Below are 19,137 nucleotides of genomic sequence, written 5' to 3' on the forward strand. Positions count from 1 at the left end.
CGTTCCGCGGGCCGCACCGTCCGAGCGGGCTACATTCTAGCGCTCAGGAGGCTGCGCTGCCGTCCGCGACGGCCGCATGATGGACGCCGTTCTGCGTGATTGCGACATCTGAATCCGTCGCGTTGCTCCGGTTGCCCAAACTTACGCCGATGCCTCCAAGCTGCGTCGCCACCAGCCGGGCGTAGACGCCGCCCCGGGCCACCAGCTCGTCGTGGGTCCCTTGCTCGACCACCCGCCCACGATCGAGCACGACGATCTTGTCGGCGTTGCGGATGGTCGAGAGCCGGTGGGCGATGACAAGCGTCGTCCGCCCACGCATCAGGCGGTCGAGTGCGCCGCGCACCTGAAGCTCGCTGGCAGCGTCCAGGTGGGAGGTCGCCTCGTCCAGCACCAGGATCGGGGCGTCCTTGAGCAGCGCGCGGGCGATGGCAATGCGCTGCCGTTGCCCGCCCGAGAGGTGCGCGCCGCGCTCCCCGACGCGCGTCTCGTAGCCGTCAGGCAACTGCGCGATGAACCCATCGGCGTTGGCGAGGGTCGTGACGCGATCCAGGTCAGCATCAGGAGCGGCAGGGCGGGCCAAGCGCAGATTGTGGCCCAGGCTGTTGTTGAACAGGTACGTATCCTGTGCCACCAGGCCAACCTGTTGCCGTAAGGCGTCCAGCTCCAGGTCGCGCACATTGACGCCGCCAACGGTGATCCGCCCATCCGTCGCGTCCCAGAAGCGCAGGATCAGGTGGGCGGCCGTCGTCTTGCCGGAGCCGGAACGCCCGACCAGCGCCACCGTCTGCCCGGCCTCGATCGAGAACGACACGTCGCACAGGGCCGGCGGCAGGCCCGGACCGTACGAGAACGTAACGCTCTCGAACGTGACCGACGGGGCCGCCCGGACGGCCTCGGGCAGTTGGCGGAGGGACCCATCGTGCACGGCAACCGGCTCATCATGGACGGCGAAGACGCGCCGCGACGCCGCCAGGGTCTCGGCAAGCTGCTTGGCAACCTTGGCGATGTCCGTGACTGGTCCGAACGACGACAGCGCCAGCAGCGTCGCCAACGGCACCAGCGTGGGCGCGAGCTGCCCAGACTGAGCGAAGTAGCCGCCCACCACCAGGACCGCCAGCCCGCCCAGGGCGGTCAGGATCTCGATGATGCCGCTCTGGATCGCCTGAAGATGCAGGAAGTGCAGCTGGGCCGCGCTGAGCTGTTGCCCCTTCGCCGTGATCTCGGCCAGCCGACCGGGGCCGTACCCGAAGGCCGCCACGGTTCTGAGCCCCTGGACGCTGTCCACGATGTGGGCGTTCACGTCGCCCAGCCGCTCGCGGGCCTCGGTGGCCGCGCTGAGCGACGCCCGCTGACCGATGACCGGACTGAGGCCGACCGCCACCAGGAACGGCAGCAGCGTCAGGGGCAGCGGCCACCCCATCACGCCGAGCGCGATCAACACGCCGGCCGGCACCAACACCGCCACGAACGCCGGCGCGATGGTGTGGGCGAAGAAGTACTCGACCGTCTCCACGTCCGAGGTGACGGCGCTGACCAGGTCGCCGGTCCGGCGACGCAGCACGTAGCCCGGGGCCAGGGGGTCGAGCGCCCGGTACATGTCGATGCGCATCTCGGCCAGGAGCCGGTAGGCCAGATCGTGCGCCAGCCACGACTCGGCCCAGGCCAGGAAGCCGGTCAGCGCCACCAGCAGGCCGAGCGACCAGAGCCAGGGCGCGAGGTCGCCGCCAGCCGCTGCCACCCGCACCAGCAGCGCGCTGACGACCGTCAGACCGACCACCGCGCCGGCGTGGGCCAGCCCGAGCAGGAAGACGGTGACCTGGGTGCCGGTCCAGGGCTTCACCAATGCCAGCAGCCGCGCCCAGAGGCCGAGCAGCGGGATCGGCCGGGAGGGGGAGGCCGAGGCTGGCCGCGTGGGCTGGTCTGGGCCCTCCGTGTCTCGCGGGACGGCGCCAGACGCGCCCGGCCGGTCGCCGGTCGCACGGTCCAGCATGTCGTCGCCCACGACCACATCGGCGGTCGTCTCGGCCCGTTGAGCGGCCATCAGGCTGGCGTAGACGCCGCCGGCTGCCAGCAGGCCTGGGTGGCGGCCCGTCTCGACCACCTGCCCCTCGCGCAGCACCACGATCTCGTCGGCGTTGACCACGCTCGACAGCCGGTGCGCGATGACCAGCGTGGTCCGGCCCTGCTGAAGCCGGTCGAGCGCCTGCTGGATGACCGCCTCGTTCTCGGCGTCGACGCTGGAGAGAGCCTCATCCAGCACCAGGATCGGCGCATCTTTCAGCAGCGCCCGGGCGATGGCGAGACGCTGCCGCTGACCGCCGGACAGCCGCGCGCCCCGCTCGCCGACCACCGTGTCGTAGCCCTGTGGCAGGGCCAGGATGAAGTCGTGAGCGTTGGCGGCGCGCGCAGCGGCCTCGAGCTCGGCCGGCGAGGCGTCCGGCCGGGCGATCTTGAGGTTGTCGGCGACCGTCCCGTAAAAGAGGTAGGTGTCCTGGGTAACCACGGCGACCATCCGCCGAAGGTCGGCCAGCGGCATCTCGCGGATGTCGCGCCCGCCGATGGTGATACGACCAGACTCCGGATCGTAGAAGCGCAGCAGCAGCCAGACCAGCGTGGACTTCCCGGCCCCGCTCGGACCGACGATCCCCAGCGTCTTGCCGGCTGCCAGCCGAAAGGAGAGATCGGCAAGCGCCTCGCCGCGCCGCGTCGGGTAGCGGAACCGCACGCCCTCGAAGGCGACGGTCGGCGTGAGATCGGCGTGGCCGACACCCGGCCCGGCTGGCGGATCGACGATGTCCGGGCGCGCGTCGAACACTTCGAAGATGGCCGTGCTGGCCGACATCGCCACCATCCCCCGATGGTAGAGCGCCACCAGCTCGCGCAGCGGCCGAAACACCTCGACGCCGAGCATCAGCACGACCAGCAGCACGGACAGCTCCAGCGTGCCCTGTTGGACGCGGATCGCCCCCCAGGCCAGGGCCGCCGCCGCGCCCGCCGAGATCCCGAGGACCGTCACGCCGCTGGTGACGATGTTCGCCGCCAGCACGAACATGGTGCTGCGGTAGAGGTGGCGAGCGCGGTCGGCCAGCAGGTCGCCGTGGGCGCGGCTCTGCCCGAACGCCTTGAGGGTCGGCAGGCCCTGGACGCCATCGACGAAGTCGTTGCCGAGCGCAGCGTACGCATCCCGCCGGCTCAGCGCGCTGGCAGCGTTCAGGCGGTGGAACAGCGACGGGACGACCAGGGTGAAGACGGCGAACGCCAGGAAGATCAGGGCGGTGGGGAGATCGAGCCACAGCATGAACAGGAAGACGATCAGCGGGGTCAGGGCCGCCACCAGCAGCTGCGGCAGGTACTGGCCGAAGAACGTCTCCAGCGCTTCGACGCCGTCCACGAGGCTGAGCGCGACGCCCCCGGAGCGTTGCTGGTCTATCCGACCGGGTCCGAGCGCGAGGACGTGCTCGTAGAGGTTCGTTCGCAGGCGGACCTTCATCGCGGCCCCGGTTCGGTTCGCCACATCTTCTTTCCAGAGCTGCACCAGCCCGCGCCCGACGACCAGCAGCGCGATGAGCGCAACGGTCGGCAGGATCTGGTTCATCGGCTCGCCACGGATGATGGCGGCCAGCGCAAGGCCGGAGAGGGCCAGGCGGCCGAGGTTGAGCGGCATGCCGGCCAGCCCGATCAGCGCCGCGACGACGATGCGCCAGCGCAGGCCGCGCGTCAGTGCGAAGAGCCGCCAGTCGAAGTACATGTGCGAGCCTCCCGCGTGCCGCTGCGCGCTGAGGGAGCGGCCGCCGCCATCATCGTACGGTCGGGGTCAGGCTAACAGGGGGGCGCGCCAGTTGCAAACGCTTGCACCCGGCGCGGCGTACTCACTCACCCTGATGGCGTGCGACCAGCGCCTCGATCTGCGGCAGCAACCCTTCGAGCTGTTCGCGGGACTCCGGCCGGATCTGGACCTTCTCGATGACGTACCGGACCATCTTCGAGAGGACATCCGCCTGCCCGCCGGAAAGCCAGAGCGCCAGGAGCGTGTCACCCTCTGGCGACATCCGCTCGAACTGCAGCTCTTCACGCAGCTCATCGACCGTGATGGTCGGCCCGCCGGTCTGGACGATCACCTGACCGTCCTCGGGGCTATACGTCACACGCGGCGACGACTCCTCCACGCTGGGCCTCCATCAACGGAGCCATGGCGGAGCGCCACGGCCAACTTCTGTTGCGTTGGATACCAGGATTCGACGGTCGCGCTCAAGGGGCGGGACCGCGTCAGTCTGGCCGCACAAGGACGACGACCAGAGGATCGGGCGGCAGCCAACGTGCGCGAATCGGACGTCTGCGATCCTCCTGCAGGTAGCGCAGCAGCGCAGCGAAACCAGCCGATCCCATCGCGGAGGCGTCGGTGTCCACCTCCAAGGCCAGGAGATCGCGGGCGGCCTCAGCGTCGCGTCGGCTGACGGCGCAGCAGATCACGCCGTCTGCTGACGGTTCGTCGCGCGCAGGGCCGTCAATCGACCCGACAATCGCCTGAAGCTTCGGCCCATCAACGGGCGTCACAGGACTCTCATCAAACATTGGGAGCGTGGACGGGGCGCGCTCCTCCCGCGACATGCTTCGGAGCACGGCTGTCTCGTCACCATCGTGGGCCGGCAGCGCCAGCACGGCGTCGCCCAGGCCGGCGAGCTGCAAACTGCGTCTGAGCGCGGCGAAGTCGATACGACCGCCAGCACCGTCCCAGAAAGCGCCATCCACGAACACCAGGAGCCCGATCCCAAGCAACAGGGCCAGCCCTTCCGCCACGATCAGCCGCTGGCCGCTCGCGAGGCACGCCGGGATGCTTCGTCCCCTCGCATCCGAGGGGGGCGGAACATAGGTGCGGTCTGCGCGCCGGGCGCGGCGGGACGGCGTACTGCCGGGCGCTCCCTGCTGCTCTCCTGGTACGCTCATACGTGCTGGAGATTGTAGTCGCCGCGGTCCTGAGACCGGGCATCTCGTGGACTGGTACAATCGCGCCGTGAACTGGCCCGTCGCCATCTTGAGGGTCGTCCGACATGCGCGCACGCCGAATCATGAGCACCACGCTGTTCACCGTGGCCCGGTTGACGCCCGTGCGCGATGTCATCCGGCTGCTCATCGAGCAGCGGATCAGCGGCGTTCCGGTCGTTGACGATGGGCGCGTCGTCGGGATCATCAGCGAAGGCGACCTGATCCTGCGCGAGCGCGCGTACCGTCAACGCGGCGGCATGGCGTTTCTCGCGCAGCAGCTTTTCGAAGACCACGAGAAGCAGGCCGTCGAGTTCCGCAAGGCGCACGGGCTGGTGGCCGAAGACGTGATGTCGGAGCCTGTCGTCACGATCCTGCCGGGCACGCCGGTCGAAGAGATCGCCCACCTGATGGCCGAGCGGCAGATCAAGCGGGTGCCGGTGGTCGAGGACGGCCGGCTCGTCGGCATCGTGAGCCGGGGCGACGTACTGCGGGCAGCCTACGAGCGCGAGCTGGCGACGGAGAATCATGCGGGCGGGCCGCACTCGGACCAGGAGATCGTCAGCCGCTTGCTGACCGTGCTCCGAAGTGAGCCGTGGGTCGAGGTGAGCCACATCCGGCCGAGCTGTCTGGACGGCTGCGTCACGCTTAGCGGCGAGGTCGAGAGCGAAGCCGAGCGCGAGGCCGTCGAGGTCGCGGCGCGGGGCGTCGCCGGCGTGCGGGCCGTGACCAACGCGCTGATCATCCGGCCGGGCATCGACGATGAGTGACCGTGCGGCTGGCGAACCCCGGTCAGGTATGCGTGTGGCCTCCGCTGTGGCCTCTAGCTGGCGGTCCGGCGACCCTCACACCTGCATGGCGCAGTGACCGATGACGCAGACACCGACCATTGTGGTGATCGAAGATACGCCCGAGGTGCTCGAGCTGATCGACGTGCTGCTCTCAGATGAGGGCTTCGAGATCGTGCGGTGCACGCGGGCGGAGAACGCCTTCACCACCATCGAAGCGGCCAACCCGGTGCTGGCTATCGTGGATCTCAGGATGGCAGGCGTCAGCGACTGGGAGCTGATCGACGTCCTGATGTCGGACGAGCGCTCGCGCCATCTGCCGCTGATCGTCTGCTCTGGCGCGGTGGGCGAGCTTCGAGCGGCCCAGCCTCGGCTGCAGGCGCACGGCAGCGACATCCTCCCGAAGCCGTTCGACATCCTGCAGCTAGTGGACATGGTTCACCGGCTGGTCGGCGGGCAGCACGAGCCGCGGACGACCTGACGCTGCGGCGGCCCGGCGCGGCCGGTTTAGTTGCGGATGGTGACTTCGATCACCGAGCTGCCGTAGATGGCCGGCAGGCCCCAGTAGATCCCGACGACGAACACTCCGAGCACGGCGAGCATCACCAGGACGGACGCCATGCTGATGCCAGCGTCGGCGTCGTCACGCGGCGGGGACGGGTGCGGCTGGATGTCTTGCATGACGGCCACAGTATGACCGATCTCACCCACGCACACGCCACTTTCGCCACGAATCGTGGTGCTGGGCACGGCACTTGCACAGGCACGCCAGTGGTCGCCCGCCGCCTGGGACTGGCGTGCGACTCAGCGTAGAGTGAGGAGTGCTATGAAACGACTCGCGGTTCTGACGGCATTTGTCGTGGTCTCGTTGTTCGCCGCCCTGGCGCCGCCCAGTACGCCAACTCAGGCGCAGGCAGGATGCTTCCCCGAGACCGGATTCTGCATCACCAATCAGCAGTTCGCCGAGTATTTCCGCCTCCGTGGCGGCGTGAGAATCATGGGGTACCCAATCTCGCGCTCCTTCACCCTGGAAGGCTTCGAGGTGCAGTTCTTCCAGCGGGTGATCCTGCAGCTGCAGGGCGGCCAGGTGCAGCGACTCAACATCCTGGACCCCAACGTCATGCCGATGACGCGGGCGAACCAGTCCGTCTTCCCAGGGCCGGATCCGGCGATTGCATCCCAGGCGCCGCAGGTCGGTTCCAGTGATTACGCCCGACAGGTCGTCGAGTTTGTCCGCCGGGTCGCTCCGGACACGTTCAATGGGCAGCCGGTCGGCTTCTTCAACCTGTTCAACACGACGGTCCCCGTCGACATCGCGTTCGCCGGACAGACCCCGAACCCTGACCTCGTGACGCTCCTGAACCTGGAGATCTGGGGCCTGCCGACCTCGAACCCGGCGCCGGACCCGGGCAACGGCGGCTTCATCTACCAGCGGTTCCAGCGCGGCATCATGCACTACCAGGCCCAGAGTGGCGCGACCGAGGGCATCCTCGTCGGAGAGTATCTGAAAAGCGTGATCACCGGCAGGAGCCTGCCCCCCGATCTCGCCGCCGACATGGCCGGCAGCCGCTTCAACGCTCAGTACAGCCCCGGCGCGCCGGGCTGGACCGCTCGCCCGGGTGAGCTGCAGGGCACCGACATGACCAACGCGTTCGAGCCGGGCTCGGGCAACGTCACCCCGCCGCCGGCCCAGCCGACACAGCCGCCGGCCGCCGGCACCGTCACGCCAACGGCGACTGCCGCAGCAGCAGGCCCGACGGTCACCATCCAGGTGGACGACGACCTGATCGATCCAGGCCAGAGCATCTCGATCACCGTCATCGCGCGGTACGCCACGGCGATCGACTGGCTGGAGTTCGACGGCATCGAGAGCGAGAACAACAACGAGAACGACAACGACGCCTCGGACGATCCAGCCCTGGCGCGCCAGCGCTTCGACTGCGACGACCGTACCGAGTGCGCCAACGTCTGGAGCGTCAGCCCGACTCGGCCCGGCCGCTACACGCTGCGGGCGCGTGCCGAGGGCACGGACGATGTCCGCTCGGAGTGGGTGACGATCCCGTTCCGCGTCCGCGACATCGGCGCGACCTCGACCCCGACGACCGGCCCGTCGGTTACGCCGACGACGGCTGCGACCTCGGCCCCGACCAGCGCGCCGACCTCGACCCCAACCAGCGCGGCGACGGCCGTCCCGACCTCCGCATCGGCGCCGGCCGCGACAGCGACCACGACCCCGTAACGTAGACGGGCGGCCACCCAGGCCGCCCGAGCTGAGCCAGGAGTCCCGCCGGCCTTGCCGGCGGGACTCCTGGCGTGTCCAGCCCCGGCGCCCGGCCCGGCACGTGCTCGGCCCGACGCATGCCCGGCCCAGCACACACCCGGAATGACAGAACCACAACGCTACTCGACAGTTCCTAGCGATAAGACACCGTGCGCAATCCCGGCCGCCGTGCCGGGATGGTCCGTACGTGTGCTGACGCGTGACCTGTGGAGTACCTGCGATGAAACGCCTGACCATTCTCGTGAGCGCCCTGCTGCTCAGCCTGTTCGCAACCCTTGCGCCACCATCGCATGTGACAAAGGCACAAGAGAGCTGCTTTCCCGAGACCGGGTTCTGCGTGACCAACCCGGCATTCATGGAGTACTTCCGCGTTCGCGGCGGCGTCCGCATCATGGGCTACCCGATCTCACGGTCCCTGATGCTGGAAGGTTTCGAAGTACAGTTCTTCCAGCGAGTCGTGCTGCAGATGCAGAATGGACAGGTACAACGGCTCAACATCCTTGACCCGAATATCATGCCGATGACCCGGGCCAATCAGTCCGTCTTTCCGGCGCCAGACCCGGCCCTTGCATCGCAAGCGCCGCAGGTTGGATCGAGCGACTACGCGCGGCAGGTCGTCGAATTCGTGCGGCGGGTCGCGCCGGACACCTTCGGCGGTCAGCCGGTCGGGTTCTTCAACCTGTTCAACACGACCGTGCCGGTCGCCATCGCCTTTCCCGGGCAGACCCCGAACCCGGACCTCGTGACGCTCCTGAACCTGGAGATCTGGGGCCTGCCGACCTCGAACCCGGCGCCGGACCCCGGCAATGGCGGCTTCGTCTACCAGCGGTTCCAGCGTGGCATCATGCACTTCCGCGCCGAAGTCCCCGTCACCGAGGGCATCCTCGTCGGCGAGTATCTCAAGGCCGTCATCACGGGCCGGAGCCTGCCGCCCGACCTGGCAGAAGACATGCGTACCAGCCGCTTCAGCGGCCAGTACAGCCCGGACGCTCCCGGGTGGGTGGGGCGGCCATCCGAGCTCCAGAACTCCAACCTGACCGCCGCGTTCGAGCCGGGCACCGGCAATGTGACCCCGCCGCCTGCCCCATCGACCCCGACGCCCACCGTGACGGTCTCGCCGGCCGCCCCGACCGTCACCATCCAGCTTGACGATCCGCTTATCGACTCCGGCCAGACGATTCGCATCACGCTGATCGCCCGCCACACTCGCCCGATCGACTGGATCGAGTGGGAGGGCGTCGACGGCGAAAACGTGACCGACGACGAGTTCAGCCCATCCGTCGATCCGCAACTGGCACGCCAGCGGCTCAGTTGCGACAGCCGCACCGAGTGCGCCCAGGTCGTGAGCGTCTCACCCACCACGGCCGGCCGCTACACTCTGCGCGCCCGCGCCCGCGACGTGGACGAGAATCGGAGTGCCTGGACTGGCGTCAACCTGCGTGTCCGCCCGGCGAACACGCCGACCATCACGCCCACCGCGCCGGCTACTCAGACGCCGACCGCCGTGCCCACCGACACGCCTCCGGCCACCGAGACGCCAGTTCCAGCCACGCAGACGCCGGCGCCGACCGCGCCGGCGACCATCGCAACACCCACCCCAACGCTGACCGACGACACGTCCGTTTTGACGCCCACGGCGACGGTGGTGTCGGCAGCCGCGACGACGCCAACGGCCGCCGTGGCCGGGACGCCGACCCGCTGACGACGAGCCTGCATTCGGGTGCAGGTTCTGCCTGAGATCGGGCGGTCGGCTGGTTGCCGATCCGGCCTGCCGTGCAGCCGGCATGCCTCTCGCTCACATTCTGTCAAACAACCTGGAATGCCCACTCGTCACCGAATGCGCTTCGTTGACGAAACGTTGGGTATCAGGGCCAGATCGGTGCTTCACAGAACGCCACCGACCGGATATCATCGGCTCGCCGTTCAGCGCGCTGGCCTGACAGAACCGGCGCGCAGCTCGACAGTTTCTACGAGTGCGGGAGCAAGCCCGGCCGCGTGGATGGGGCACATCAGGCGCGCTTCGGCGACAGCAACCCGCAGAGCACGGAGGTCGACAGCATCGCTATGAAGCGCCTCGCCGTCCTCATCGCGTTTGTCATCGTTGGGCTGGTCTCAGCCGTCGCACCGCCTGGTCGCGAGACCGAAGCGCAGGCGAACTGCTTCCAGGAAACCGGGTTCTGCATCACGAACCCGGCCTTCGCGGAGTACTTCCGCGTGCGTGGCGGCACGCGGATCCTCGGGTTCCCGGTGTCGCGCTCGTTCACGCTGGAAGGCTTCGAGGTTCAATTCTTCCAGCGCGTCGTGCTGCAGCTTCAGGGAAACAGCGTCAACCGCCTGAACCTGCTCGACCCGAACGTCATGCCAATGATGCGGGTGAACCAGTCGACGTTCCCGGGGCCAGACGCGGGCATCGCCGCGCAGGCTCCGCAGACATCGTCGCCGACCTATGCGCGTGACGTCGTGGAGTTCATCCGCAAGGTCTCCCCGAACACGTTCGCCGGTCAGCAGACCCGCTACTTCGACACCTTCAACAACACCGTGCCGGCCGACATCGCGTTCGGCGGCGCAACACCGAACCCTGAGCTGCTGACGCTCCTCAACCTGGAGATCTGGGGCCTGCCGACCTCAAATCCAGCCCCCGATCCGGCTAACGGTGGCTTCATTTACCAGCGGTTCCAGCGCGGCATCATGCACTTCGATGCGAGTTGTGGCTGCACCCAGGGCATCCTGGTTGGCGAGTACTTCAAGTCGGTCATCACGAACAAGAGCCTGCCGCCCGACCTCGCCGACGACATGAAGAGCAGCCGCTACTTCAACCAGTACAACTCGGCGAACGCTGGCTGGATCAACCGGCCGGGCGACCTTCAGAACACGGACCTGACCGGCGCGTTCGAGCCGGGCACCGGCGCGGTCCAGCCTGGCACGGGCCAGCCGTCTGGTGGCGGTCAGCCATCGCAGCCGACGAACACGCCAGCGCCGGCCGGCACCGCGACGCCGACGCCAACGGCGGCTGCCAGCACGACCATCGAGTTCCAGCTTGACGACGATCTGATCGACCCGGGCCAGAAGGTCCGGATCACCGTGATCGCGCGCAACTCGAACGGCCTCGAGTGGATCGAGTGGCAGGGCGACGGCACCGGCGATGCCACCCTCGACGACAACCACCGCTACGATGGCTGCGACCAGCGGACCGAGTGCGCCTCGGTCTGGGAGGTCACGCCGATCAAGGCGGGCAAGCACGAGCTGCGGGCACGCGCTCGGGACAAGAACGGCGTCCGCTCCGACTGGGTCACCACCGAGCTTCGCGTCCGCGACGGTCCCACGCCCACCCCGACGCCGTCGTCGCCCACCCCGACCCCCGGCCCTGGCACGCCGACCGTGACGCCGACGGCCGTCGCCGCCGCACCGACCGTGAAGCTCCAGATCAGCGACGACAGCATCAACCTGGGCGACACCATCGAGATCACCGTGATCGCCAGCAGCGACCGGGGCCTCGACTGGATCGAATGGCAGGGCGATGGCAGCGACGACCCGGAGCTCGACCAGCACCGGTTCGACTGCGACAACAAAAAGGACTGCGCCCGCACCTGGACAGTGAAGCCGTCGAAGAAGTCCTCCGTGGACATCAGGGCTGACGCGAAGGCCAGCGACGGCGTTCGCGCCAGCACGGTGCGGCAGGAGCTGCGCACGCGCTAGGCGCTCGCAGGCCTGTTCGCTCGCGTACGTCAGACGCCCCCTCCGGCAGCGGAGGGGGCGTCCTCGTTCCCGGGCGGCGCACCCGTGTAGACTGCCGACAACCCCCGCGAGGTGTGTCATGGCCGTCTCCACCGCTCCGACCGACACCTACGGCAACCGATTCCTCGAACCTGGCTCGCGGTCCGCTGCCCTGTATGAGCGTGCCTGCCAGGTCTTGCCAGGCGGCAACACCCGCACGACCGTCTTCAACGCCCCGCACCCGCTGTATCTGTCCTCAGGCAATGGCTTCACCGTCACCGACGCCGACGGCCAGACCCGCCTCGACTTCCTGAACAACTACACGTCGCTGCTGCACGGGCACGCGCACCCCGACGTGCTGGCGGCGGCCCAGGCGCAGCTCGCACGGGGCAGCGCGTTCGCCGGCCCCACCGAGTTCGAGGTCGAGCTGGCGGAGATCATCACCGGCCGGGCGCCGGCCATCGAGCGGATCCGCTTCACAAACTCCGGCACCGAAGGCGTGATGATGGCGATCAAGGCGGCGCGCGGCTACACCGGCCGCCCGAAGATCGCCAAGTTCGAGGGCTTCTATCACGGCACCTATGACCCAGCCGAGGTGAGCGTGAACCCGTCGCTGGCAGCGGCCGGCGAGGCTGAGGATCCGGTCGGGTTGGCCGAGACGGCGGGGCTGGCACCGGGCACGCTCGAGAGCACGGTGATCCTGCCCTACAACAACCGCGCAGCCGTGGAGCGGATCGTCGAGCGGGAGGCGGCCAGCCTCGCGGCAGTCATCGTCGATCCGTTGCCCAACAACGTCGGGTTCCCCGATCCCGAGCCGGGCTTCCTGGCGTTCCTGCGCGAGCTGACCGCGAGGCACGGCATCCTGCTGATCTGCGACGAGATCATCTCGTTCCGGATCGGCTACCAGGGCGCCAGCGCCCGCTTCGGCATCAAACCCGACCTGATCACCCTGGGCAAGATCATCGGCGGCGGCCTGCCGGTGGGCGCGGTCGGCGGCAGCGCCGAGGTGATGAGCGTCTTCGACCCGAGCGCCGGCAAGCCGCGCGTGCCGCATGGCGGCACGTTCAACGCCAACGCCGTCACGATGGCGGCCGGCATCGTCGCCATGAAGCTGTGGTCTGAGGGGGCCGTCGCCCGCCTCGAGTCGATGGGCGACGACCTTCGACAGCGCGCCAACTTCGTGCTGGACGAGTCCGGCGTGCCGTTCAAGGTGACGGGGCAGGGATCGCTGTTCCGCCTGATGCCGAAGGCGGCCGGCGGCGAGTACCGCTCGACCGTCCCCGATCCGACGACTCAGGCGCAGCGCCGTGAGCTGCATCTGCGCCTGATGGGCCAGGGCATTCTGACCTCGCCCACGGGTCTCGGGTGCCTCTCAACCGTCATGTCCGAAGGCGAGGTCACGAGCATGGTCGAGGCGCTGCGCGCGTCGGCCACGGCGATGAGTCGCTGAGCGCAGCCGCGGCGCGGGGCCTGTCCGCGGCCCGCCTCCGATGGCTGCGAGCCGGGGACAGGCCCCGCGTTACGCTCACCGGCCTGGCCCCCGCGCTACGGCTGCTCCTCCTCCTCGGCGGCCTCCGACGTCTCACGGCTGCCCTCGTCGCGCGAGGTGATCAGGTCGAGCACCTGCCCGAGCGCCGAACCCACCCGCTTCTGCAGTTGATCCATGTCGCGGGCAAACGCCTCGCGCCGCGACCCTGACGGCTGCTGGCCCATCCGCCGAAACTTCCGATACCGCTCCTCGACCAGCCGTTGTGGGCGCGTCTTGTGCAGGTCCACCAGCGCGTCGAGGACAAAGTTGCGGACCAGCAGCGCGGCGTAGTCGGCGTCGAGGTGGGCGCCGCCCTCCGGCTCGGGCACCAGGGTATCCACGACCCCGAGCATCTTGCAGTCGGCGGCGGTGAGCTTGAGCGCGTCGGCCAGGTCCCGGGCGCGGTGGGCGTCGTGGTAGAGGATCGCCGCTGCCCCCTCCGGCGCGATCACCGAGTAGATCGAGTTCTCCTGCATCAGGATGCGATCTGCCACGCCGAGCGCCAACGCACCGCCGCTGCCACCCTCGCCGATCACGACGGCCACAATCGGCGTCGGCACAATCGACATCGTCGCGAGGCACTGGGCGATGGACGGCGCAAGGCCCCGCGCCTCCGAGTCGAAGTCGAGCGCGGCGCCGGGCGTGTCGATCAGCGTCAGGACGGGAAGGCCCCAGGCGCCGGCGAGGCGCAGCGCCCGCGCCGCCTTCTGATACCCCTCGGCTCCCATGCGACCGCCGTGACGCTTCTGCCGCTCCTCTTCGCCGCGCCCTCGCTCCTGTGCGATCAGCATGACCGTCACGCCGCCGAGGTCGCCGATCCCGCAGATCACGGCCGGGTCGTCCTGGCTGCGCCGGTCGCCGTGCAGCTCCACGAAGTGCGGCAGCATCACACGGATGTAGTCGCGGCTCGTCGGGCGGTCGGGATGGCGAGCCAGCTCGACGGCCTCCCAGGCCGAGGCCGGGACGCGGGTTTCAGGACGGTACAGCTCGCCGTCCGTGCGGGGGGTCGCCTGTCGCGAGGTGTGCCAGAGCTGCAGGATGGTCGCCAGCACGTTTCGGAGCCTGGCGCGGTCGACGACGCCGTCGATCTGCCCGTTCGCCAGCAGGTACTCGGCAGTCTGGGCATCTTTTGGCTTGGCTCGGCCGGTCAACTGTTCGATGACGCGCGGCCCGGCGAACCCGATAAGTGCGCCCGGCTCGGCCAGGATGACGTCGCCGCGCGAGGCGAAGCTGGCGTAGACGCCGCCGGTGGTCGGATCGGTCAGCACCGAGATAAACGGCAGGCCAGCCTGCGAGAGCCGCGTGGTGGCTGCCGCCGTCTTGGCCATCTGCACCAGCGAGAGCATGCCCTCCTGCATGCGCGCGCCGCCGCTGGCGGCCACGCTGATGAACGGCAGCCGGCGGTCAATCGCCAGCTCAACGGCCAGCGCGACCTTCTCGCCGACGACCGTCCCCATGCTGCCGCCCATGAACTCGAAGTCGAGGACGGCCAGCACGCACTCGCGCCCGTTGACGCGGCCCGTGCCGATGATGACGGCATCATCCAGGCTGGTCTTCTGTCGAGCTTCCTCCAGCCGGGCGCTGTAGGGGACGCGGTCGCTGAATACCAGCGGATCGACCGACGAGAGCGACTGGTGGACCTCTCGGAAGGTGCCCTCGTCCAGGAGGATGTCGAGTCGGCGTCTGGCCGAGAGCTGGCCGTGGTAGCGACACTGCGAGCAGACCCGCAGCCGCGCCCAGGTCGATGAGGCCGAGAGATCCGCCCCACAGCGCCGACACGCCGTGATCGGCGCGATGGCCGTCTCGGCTGTCGCAGGGCGCGACTCGTCCGAGGGCGCTGGCTCAGGGGAATGTACCGTCATCGTACCGATCTCCCAGTCACCGAGTAGTCTCGGTCAGGTTCTGCCAACATCATGGCATGCGCAGACCGCGCCGGTCACACGAAGCGTCGGAGATTCGGCAGACAGTCTGATCCGACGTGTGCAGTCAGCGCCGCTGGCGCTTCAACGCCGGAGCGCCACACTCGCGGCGATGGTTCTTGAGACGACCTCGAGAAGCCGCGAACGCAGCATTCATGAACCTGAGATCGGCGCTCACCGCCGGAAGTAGGTCACCGTGGTCTGCCCCTCGCCGCCATCTGGCGCGACGGCCTTGATCCGTAGCTCGACAGTGCCTTTGTCGTGGCGCACGTCGAAGATACTCTGCGTTCGTCCTTCGTCGTCGGTCGGCTCGACGTCTCGGAAGTGCTCGTCAAAGGTCGCATCGTCGCCGTCCCAGGTTTCGATGGTCACCGCCGCGCCGACGACTGGCTGGTCGTCCCGGAGCACCCAGATGGTGACCTCCTGCTCGCGGCCCTGGATCTCCGGGAACTTCACCTTGGCCTCGACGGTCAGCGGCCGGCCCAGGGGCATCTGGCCGTCGCTGGATGGCGCTGCGCTGGGATCTGTCGGCGGTGGCGTCGGCGTGGCATCCGGCGGACGGGTTGGCGTCGGAGTCGGCGTGCTCACCACCTGGACGTACTGCTGCGAGACCCAGCCGGACTGTCCATCGGCCGTCCGGACCGGCAACCAGCGCGTCCCGCCGACCGTTCGTGCGCTCCCGGTGACCGTCAGGGTCGTGCCGGGTTCGAGGGCCCGCGCAATCGGGTCGGTGGTGGACGGACCAGCACGCAGGTTCAAGCGGTCGCCGTCGGTGTTCGCCACGCGGACGGTCGAGCCTGTCGGAATCTGGTCCGCCTGCGCCCACACCAGCACGGGCACAAGTGCGACCGTCAGCACTCCCGCCAGCAGCGCGCTGACAACGGCCCGCCACGGCAGTCTGGACGTCACCGGTCGCTGATCTCTCGGGCCGACCATTACAGTCCCCCAGGACCGCCCGTTCGGCATCAGGCGGTCGCTCGTTCCAGGATGGTAAACGCGACCGGAGCGGACCGTCCAACGTTCTGTCATCAGCACCTGTTGATGAAACGCGTGGTGGTGGTGCGTCGTTCCAGCGTGCCCGCCAGGGCATGATTCTGGGGAGGCCCGAAGCATGCACGTCCGCCGACATGCACCTGATGCCAACTGCTGAACGCGGAACGACGGCTGCTCGGCTGTCGCGCCGGCGGCTCCTCGGGTCGGCGGTGACCCTGGTGAGCGTCGTCCTGGCAGCATGCGCCCCGGCCACGTCGCTGCCACCGACTGGTGGCGGCCGCGTGACGCGCGCCGAGCGTCGGGAGCGCGCCGTGCCCGTCCAGGGGGCCGATGCCACTCCCGAACCGACCGTCCCGCCACGGTCCACAGCGGCCGGTCGCTCGGCCAGATCGACGAGCACACCGACGGCCCCCGTCACCACGTCCGCCGCGTCAGACGGCAGCCGTGGCCGCCGGCCGGCGACCCAGCGCAGCATCGTCCGGTTCCTGCACGGCTGGGAGGGCGCACAGGCAACGCCGATTGAGTCGATGGTCGCCGAGTTCGGCCAGCGACCGCCGAACGTCACCGTCGAGACGGAGATCGTCGCACCGGAGCGGCTGCGCGACACGGTCATCGGTATCACCGCCAGCGGCACGCCACTCGACGTGGCGATGCTCCGCGGCGACGCCGGCCCGTACCTGTTGGAACAGGGCCAGATCCAACCGCTGAACGACCGGCTCTCCACGGATGGGATCGGCCCGGACCGGTATCGGCCAGACGAGCTGGCGGCGCGGAGCTGGGACGGCCACGTCGCCGGCTTGCCGCACACACTGGGCGGCGCCGAGCAGTTGCTGTACGTCAACACCGGGCTGCTGGAGCGTCTCGACCTCGACCAGACCCAGCCCGTGCAGTCGTGGCAGCAGCTCGAAGCCCTGGTGGAACCCGCACGACGGGTCGGCTTGATCGCCATCGACCCAACCCGCTGCGGCGCCGCGGTCCCGGCGCTCGCGGTCTGGACCTACGCCAACGGCGGCCGGTGGCTCGCGGACTTCGACCGACGCGTGTCGTGGGACGAGCCTGCCGCCGTCGAAGCCGCTGAGTGGGTCAAGCGCATGGTGCAGAAGCAGCGCGGCGGCAGCGCGCCCCCGCTGGCGGATCGTCCGCGCGAGCCGCTTTCGGTGGCGGACTGGCTCACCGAGAAGCACGTCTGCTGCGTGAACGGCGCTGACTGGATCGCGGTGCTGGGGCAGTCTGCGCCGCAGATGAGCGTCGCCGTCTTCGAGCTGCCGCGCAACGAGGCGAATCCGGCCTCCGACGGCCGCTCCCCGAGCTACGGCGGCTGGATGCTCTCCCTGCTGGCGGCGGCTCGCAACCGCGAGGCTGCCTGGACGTGGCTCGCCTACCTCGGAGCGAGCGACGCGGCGGACCGGCTGGCGCAGGCCCAGGGACGGCCGTCGCCACGTGCCCCGACCACGGCCTACGACGTGCGCGAGTCTGAGTCTGGCGGGCCGTTCGGGCAGTTCGAGCGCGTCGTGGCGGCCAGCCGTGCCCACAGCGCACTGATGCCCCGGCTGCCCATCGCCGCCGAGCTGGAAGAGATCGGGCAGGCCGCGCTGCAAGAGATCGTGTCGAGGAGCGAGGCCGCCGGTCCACGCCTCGATGCGGCGACACGCTCCGCCCAGCAACGACTGGATGAGTGGCAGGCCCGCCGGCAGGCGGAGCGAAGCTCGCCGGCGGTCGCTGCGCGTTAGATCTCGATCTTTGCCCGCGACATCCCGGCTTCGAGATCCCAGTCACGGCACCCGGCGTAGGCGCCGTTGTCGTCGAACAGCTCGCCGTGCTCGCGGATGGTCATGCGGGTGCAGCTGGCGGCTGCGTAGTGGAACTGCAAGGCTCGCCGACGGTCGCCGCTGACGTTCGGCGGCGTGCCGTGGTGAATCAGGCCTGAGAAGAACAGGGCGCCGCCCGGCTTGAGCGGGACGACCACCGCCTTGCTCACATCAACGCTGCCGTCCTTCATCTGACAGTCGCGCACGTGGTAGTGCTGCGCCGGCCCGGCTGTGTGACTGCCCGGGACAACCTGCATGCAGCCGTTGTCGACGGTCGCTTCGTCCAGCGCGATCCACACGCCGATGACGCCGCCGAGCGGGGTGTAGTCGAAGTAGGCCGTATCCTGGTGCCAGGGCTTCTCCGCGCCGTGGAACGGCGGCTTCAGCAGGGCCATGTCCTGGATCATCCGGTGCCCCGACCCGATGAGCTGATCCAACAGCGGGATCAGGCGCGGGCTGGCGGCCAGTCCGGCCAGCCGGGCGTCCGCCTGGCAGAACATCCAGAGCTTGCGGATACGCAGCTCAGGATCGTCGATGCGCTCATCGCTGCCGCCGGCGCGGAAGTACGGCTCCTCCTGGATCCCGACCTTCTCGTTCCACACCCGGCGATAGGCGATATCCGCCAGGGCCAGCTTCGCCGTCTCGACCTCGTCAGAGGTCAGCAGCCCGTCCATGGCGAGGTAGCCGTCGCGGTGGTACCGCTCGATCTCGGCCTCGGTCCAGCGATCCTCGAAGGCCGGCAGGATCGATCCGAGCGCGCTGTCGTCGGTCCGATAGAGCGTGCGTCGAATCCGCTCGCGATCCTCGTCCGGCGTCACATGCTCCGTGAGCCCGTCATAGACCTTCTTCGCCGTCGCCGTCATCTGCCGTCGCTCCTCGTCGAATCGATGGCACGCCCCGGCAATCGTCACCAGGGCCGCCAGGAACGATGGTAGCACGCGGCCGGCACCCGGACCGGTGCATCGCGACAGCTATGCCGCCAGGGCGATTGCATGTTCGTTGGTGTCCCCGAAGCATCATGGAACGGGCGGTCGGGGACTGAAGTCCCCGCCTACAGTCATGCCGTCGCTGCGCGACGGCCGCCGGGAACGGCAGGCACTGGTGCGACTGGAGCGTCGCGCAGCGA

At 69.1% G+C, this 19,137-nt stretch carries 14 protein-coding genes; 7 read left to right on the forward strand and 7 right to left on the reverse strand.

Going from position 1 to position 19,137, the window contains the following annotated elements:
* Nucleotides 1–43: 43 nt before the first annotated feature.
* The 3 genes from cydC to IT306_16555 form a co-directional block, all read right to left on the reverse strand.
* On the reverse strand, nt 44–3,748 hold the full coding sequence (gene cydC, locus IT306_16545) for a thiol reductant ABC exporter subunit CydC (protein MCC7370036.1): 3,705 nt from the start codon (nt 3,746–3,748) through the stop codon (nt 44–46).
* Nucleotides 3,749–3,869: 121 nt separating this feature from the next.
* Entirely contained in the window at nt 3,870–4,166 is a 297-nt protein-coding gene (locus IT306_16550) for a hypothetical protein (protein ID MCC7370037.1), read from the reverse strand.
* A gap of 100 nt (nt 4,167–4,266) precedes the next feature.
* Nucleotides 4,267–4,944, reverse strand: a complete 678-nt coding sequence (locus tag IT306_16555; GenBank protein MCC7370038.1) for a hypothetical protein — start codon at nt 4,942–4,944, stop codon at nt 4,267–4,269.
* Between the two features lie 104 nt (nt 4,945–5,048).
* On the opposite strand from IT306_16555, the gene IT306_16560 reads away from it, so the two are divergent.
* Nucleotides 5,049–5,750: a CBS domain-containing protein gene (locus IT306_16560; protein MCC7370039.1), complete on the forward strand. Its 702-nt coding sequence runs from the start codon at nt 5,049–5,051 to the stop codon at nt 5,748–5,750.
* 100 nt (nt 5,751–5,850) lie between these two features.
* Nucleotides 5,851–6,249 (forward strand): response regulator, encoded by a 399-nt coding sequence (locus IT306_16565; GenBank protein ID MCC7370040.1) that lies wholly within the window; start codon nt 5,851–5,853, stop codon nt 6,247–6,249.
* Nucleotides 6,250–6,275: 26 nt separating this feature from the next.
* Here IT306_16565 and IT306_16570 read toward each other — a convergent pair whose 3' ends face one another.
* Nucleotides 6,276–6,458, reverse strand: coding sequence for a hypothetical protein (locus tag IT306_16570; GenBank protein MCC7370041.1), 183 nt, complete (start codon nt 6,456–6,458; stop codon nt 6,276–6,278).
* 136 nt (nt 6,459–6,594) lie between these two features.
* On the opposite strand from IT306_16570, the gene IT306_16575 reads away from it, so the two are divergent.
* The 4 genes from IT306_16575 (at nt 6,595) to IT306_16590 (ending at nt 13,213) form a co-directional block, all read left to right on the forward strand.
* Nucleotides 6,595–8,007: a hypothetical protein gene (locus IT306_16575; GenBank protein MCC7370042.1), complete on the forward strand. Its 1,413-nt coding sequence runs from the start codon at nt 6,595–6,597 to the stop codon at nt 8,005–8,007.
* A gap of 262 nt (nt 8,008–8,269) precedes the next feature.
* Nucleotides 8,270–9,751: a hypothetical protein gene (locus IT306_16580; GenBank protein ID MCC7370043.1), complete on the forward strand. Its 1,482-nt coding sequence runs from the start codon at nt 8,270–8,272 to the stop codon at nt 9,749–9,751.
* Nucleotides 9,752–10,044: 293 nt separating this feature from the next.
* Nucleotides 10,045–11,745 (forward strand): hypothetical protein, encoded by a 1,701-nt coding sequence (locus IT306_16585; protein ID MCC7370044.1) that lies wholly within the window; start codon nt 10,045–10,047, stop codon nt 11,743–11,745.
* Between the two features lie 118 nt (nt 11,746–11,863).
* Entirely contained in the window at nt 11,864–13,213 is a 1,350-nt protein-coding gene (locus IT306_16590) for an aspartate aminotransferase family protein (GenBank protein MCC7370045.1), read from the forward strand.
* A 95-nt stretch (nt 13,214–13,308) separates the two neighbouring features.
* Here the strand turns inward: IT306_16590 and accD are convergent, their stop codons facing one another.
* Nucleotides 13,309–15,153: an acetyl-CoA carboxylase, carboxyltransferase subunit beta gene (gene accD, locus IT306_16595; GenBank protein ID MCC7370046.1), complete on the reverse strand. Its 1,845-nt coding sequence runs from the start codon at nt 15,151–15,153 to the stop codon at nt 13,309–13,311.
* 231 nt (nt 15,154–15,384) lie between these two features.
* Nucleotides 15,385–16,119 (reverse strand): SH3 domain-containing protein, encoded by a 735-nt coding sequence (locus IT306_16600; protein MCC7370047.1) that lies wholly within the window; start codon nt 16,117–16,119, stop codon nt 15,385–15,387.
* Between the two features lie 227 nt (nt 16,120–16,346).
* On the opposite strand from IT306_16600, the gene IT306_16605 reads away from it, so the two are divergent.
* Nucleotides 16,347–17,933 carry an extracellular solute-binding protein gene (locus IT306_16605; protein MCC7370048.1) on the forward strand — a complete coding sequence of 529 codons (1,587 nt, stop codon included), beginning with the start codon at nt 16,347–16,349 and terminating at the stop codon, nt 17,931–17,933.
* On the opposite strand, the gene IT306_16610 is transcribed toward IT306_16605, so the two are convergent.
* Nucleotides 17,930–18,949, reverse strand: coding sequence for a phytanoyl-CoA dioxygenase family protein (locus IT306_16610; protein MCC7370049.1), 1,020 nt, complete (start codon nt 18,947–18,949; stop codon nt 17,930–17,932). The two genes, IT306_16605 and IT306_16610, sit on opposite strands and share 4 nt — an antisense overlap.
* Between the last annotated feature and the right edge of the window lie 188 nt (nt 18,950–19,137).

It is taken from the genome of Chloroflexota bacterium, from assembly GCA_020850535.1.
GTDB lineage: Bacteria > Chloroflexota > UBA6077 > UBA6077 > JACCZL01 > JADZEM01.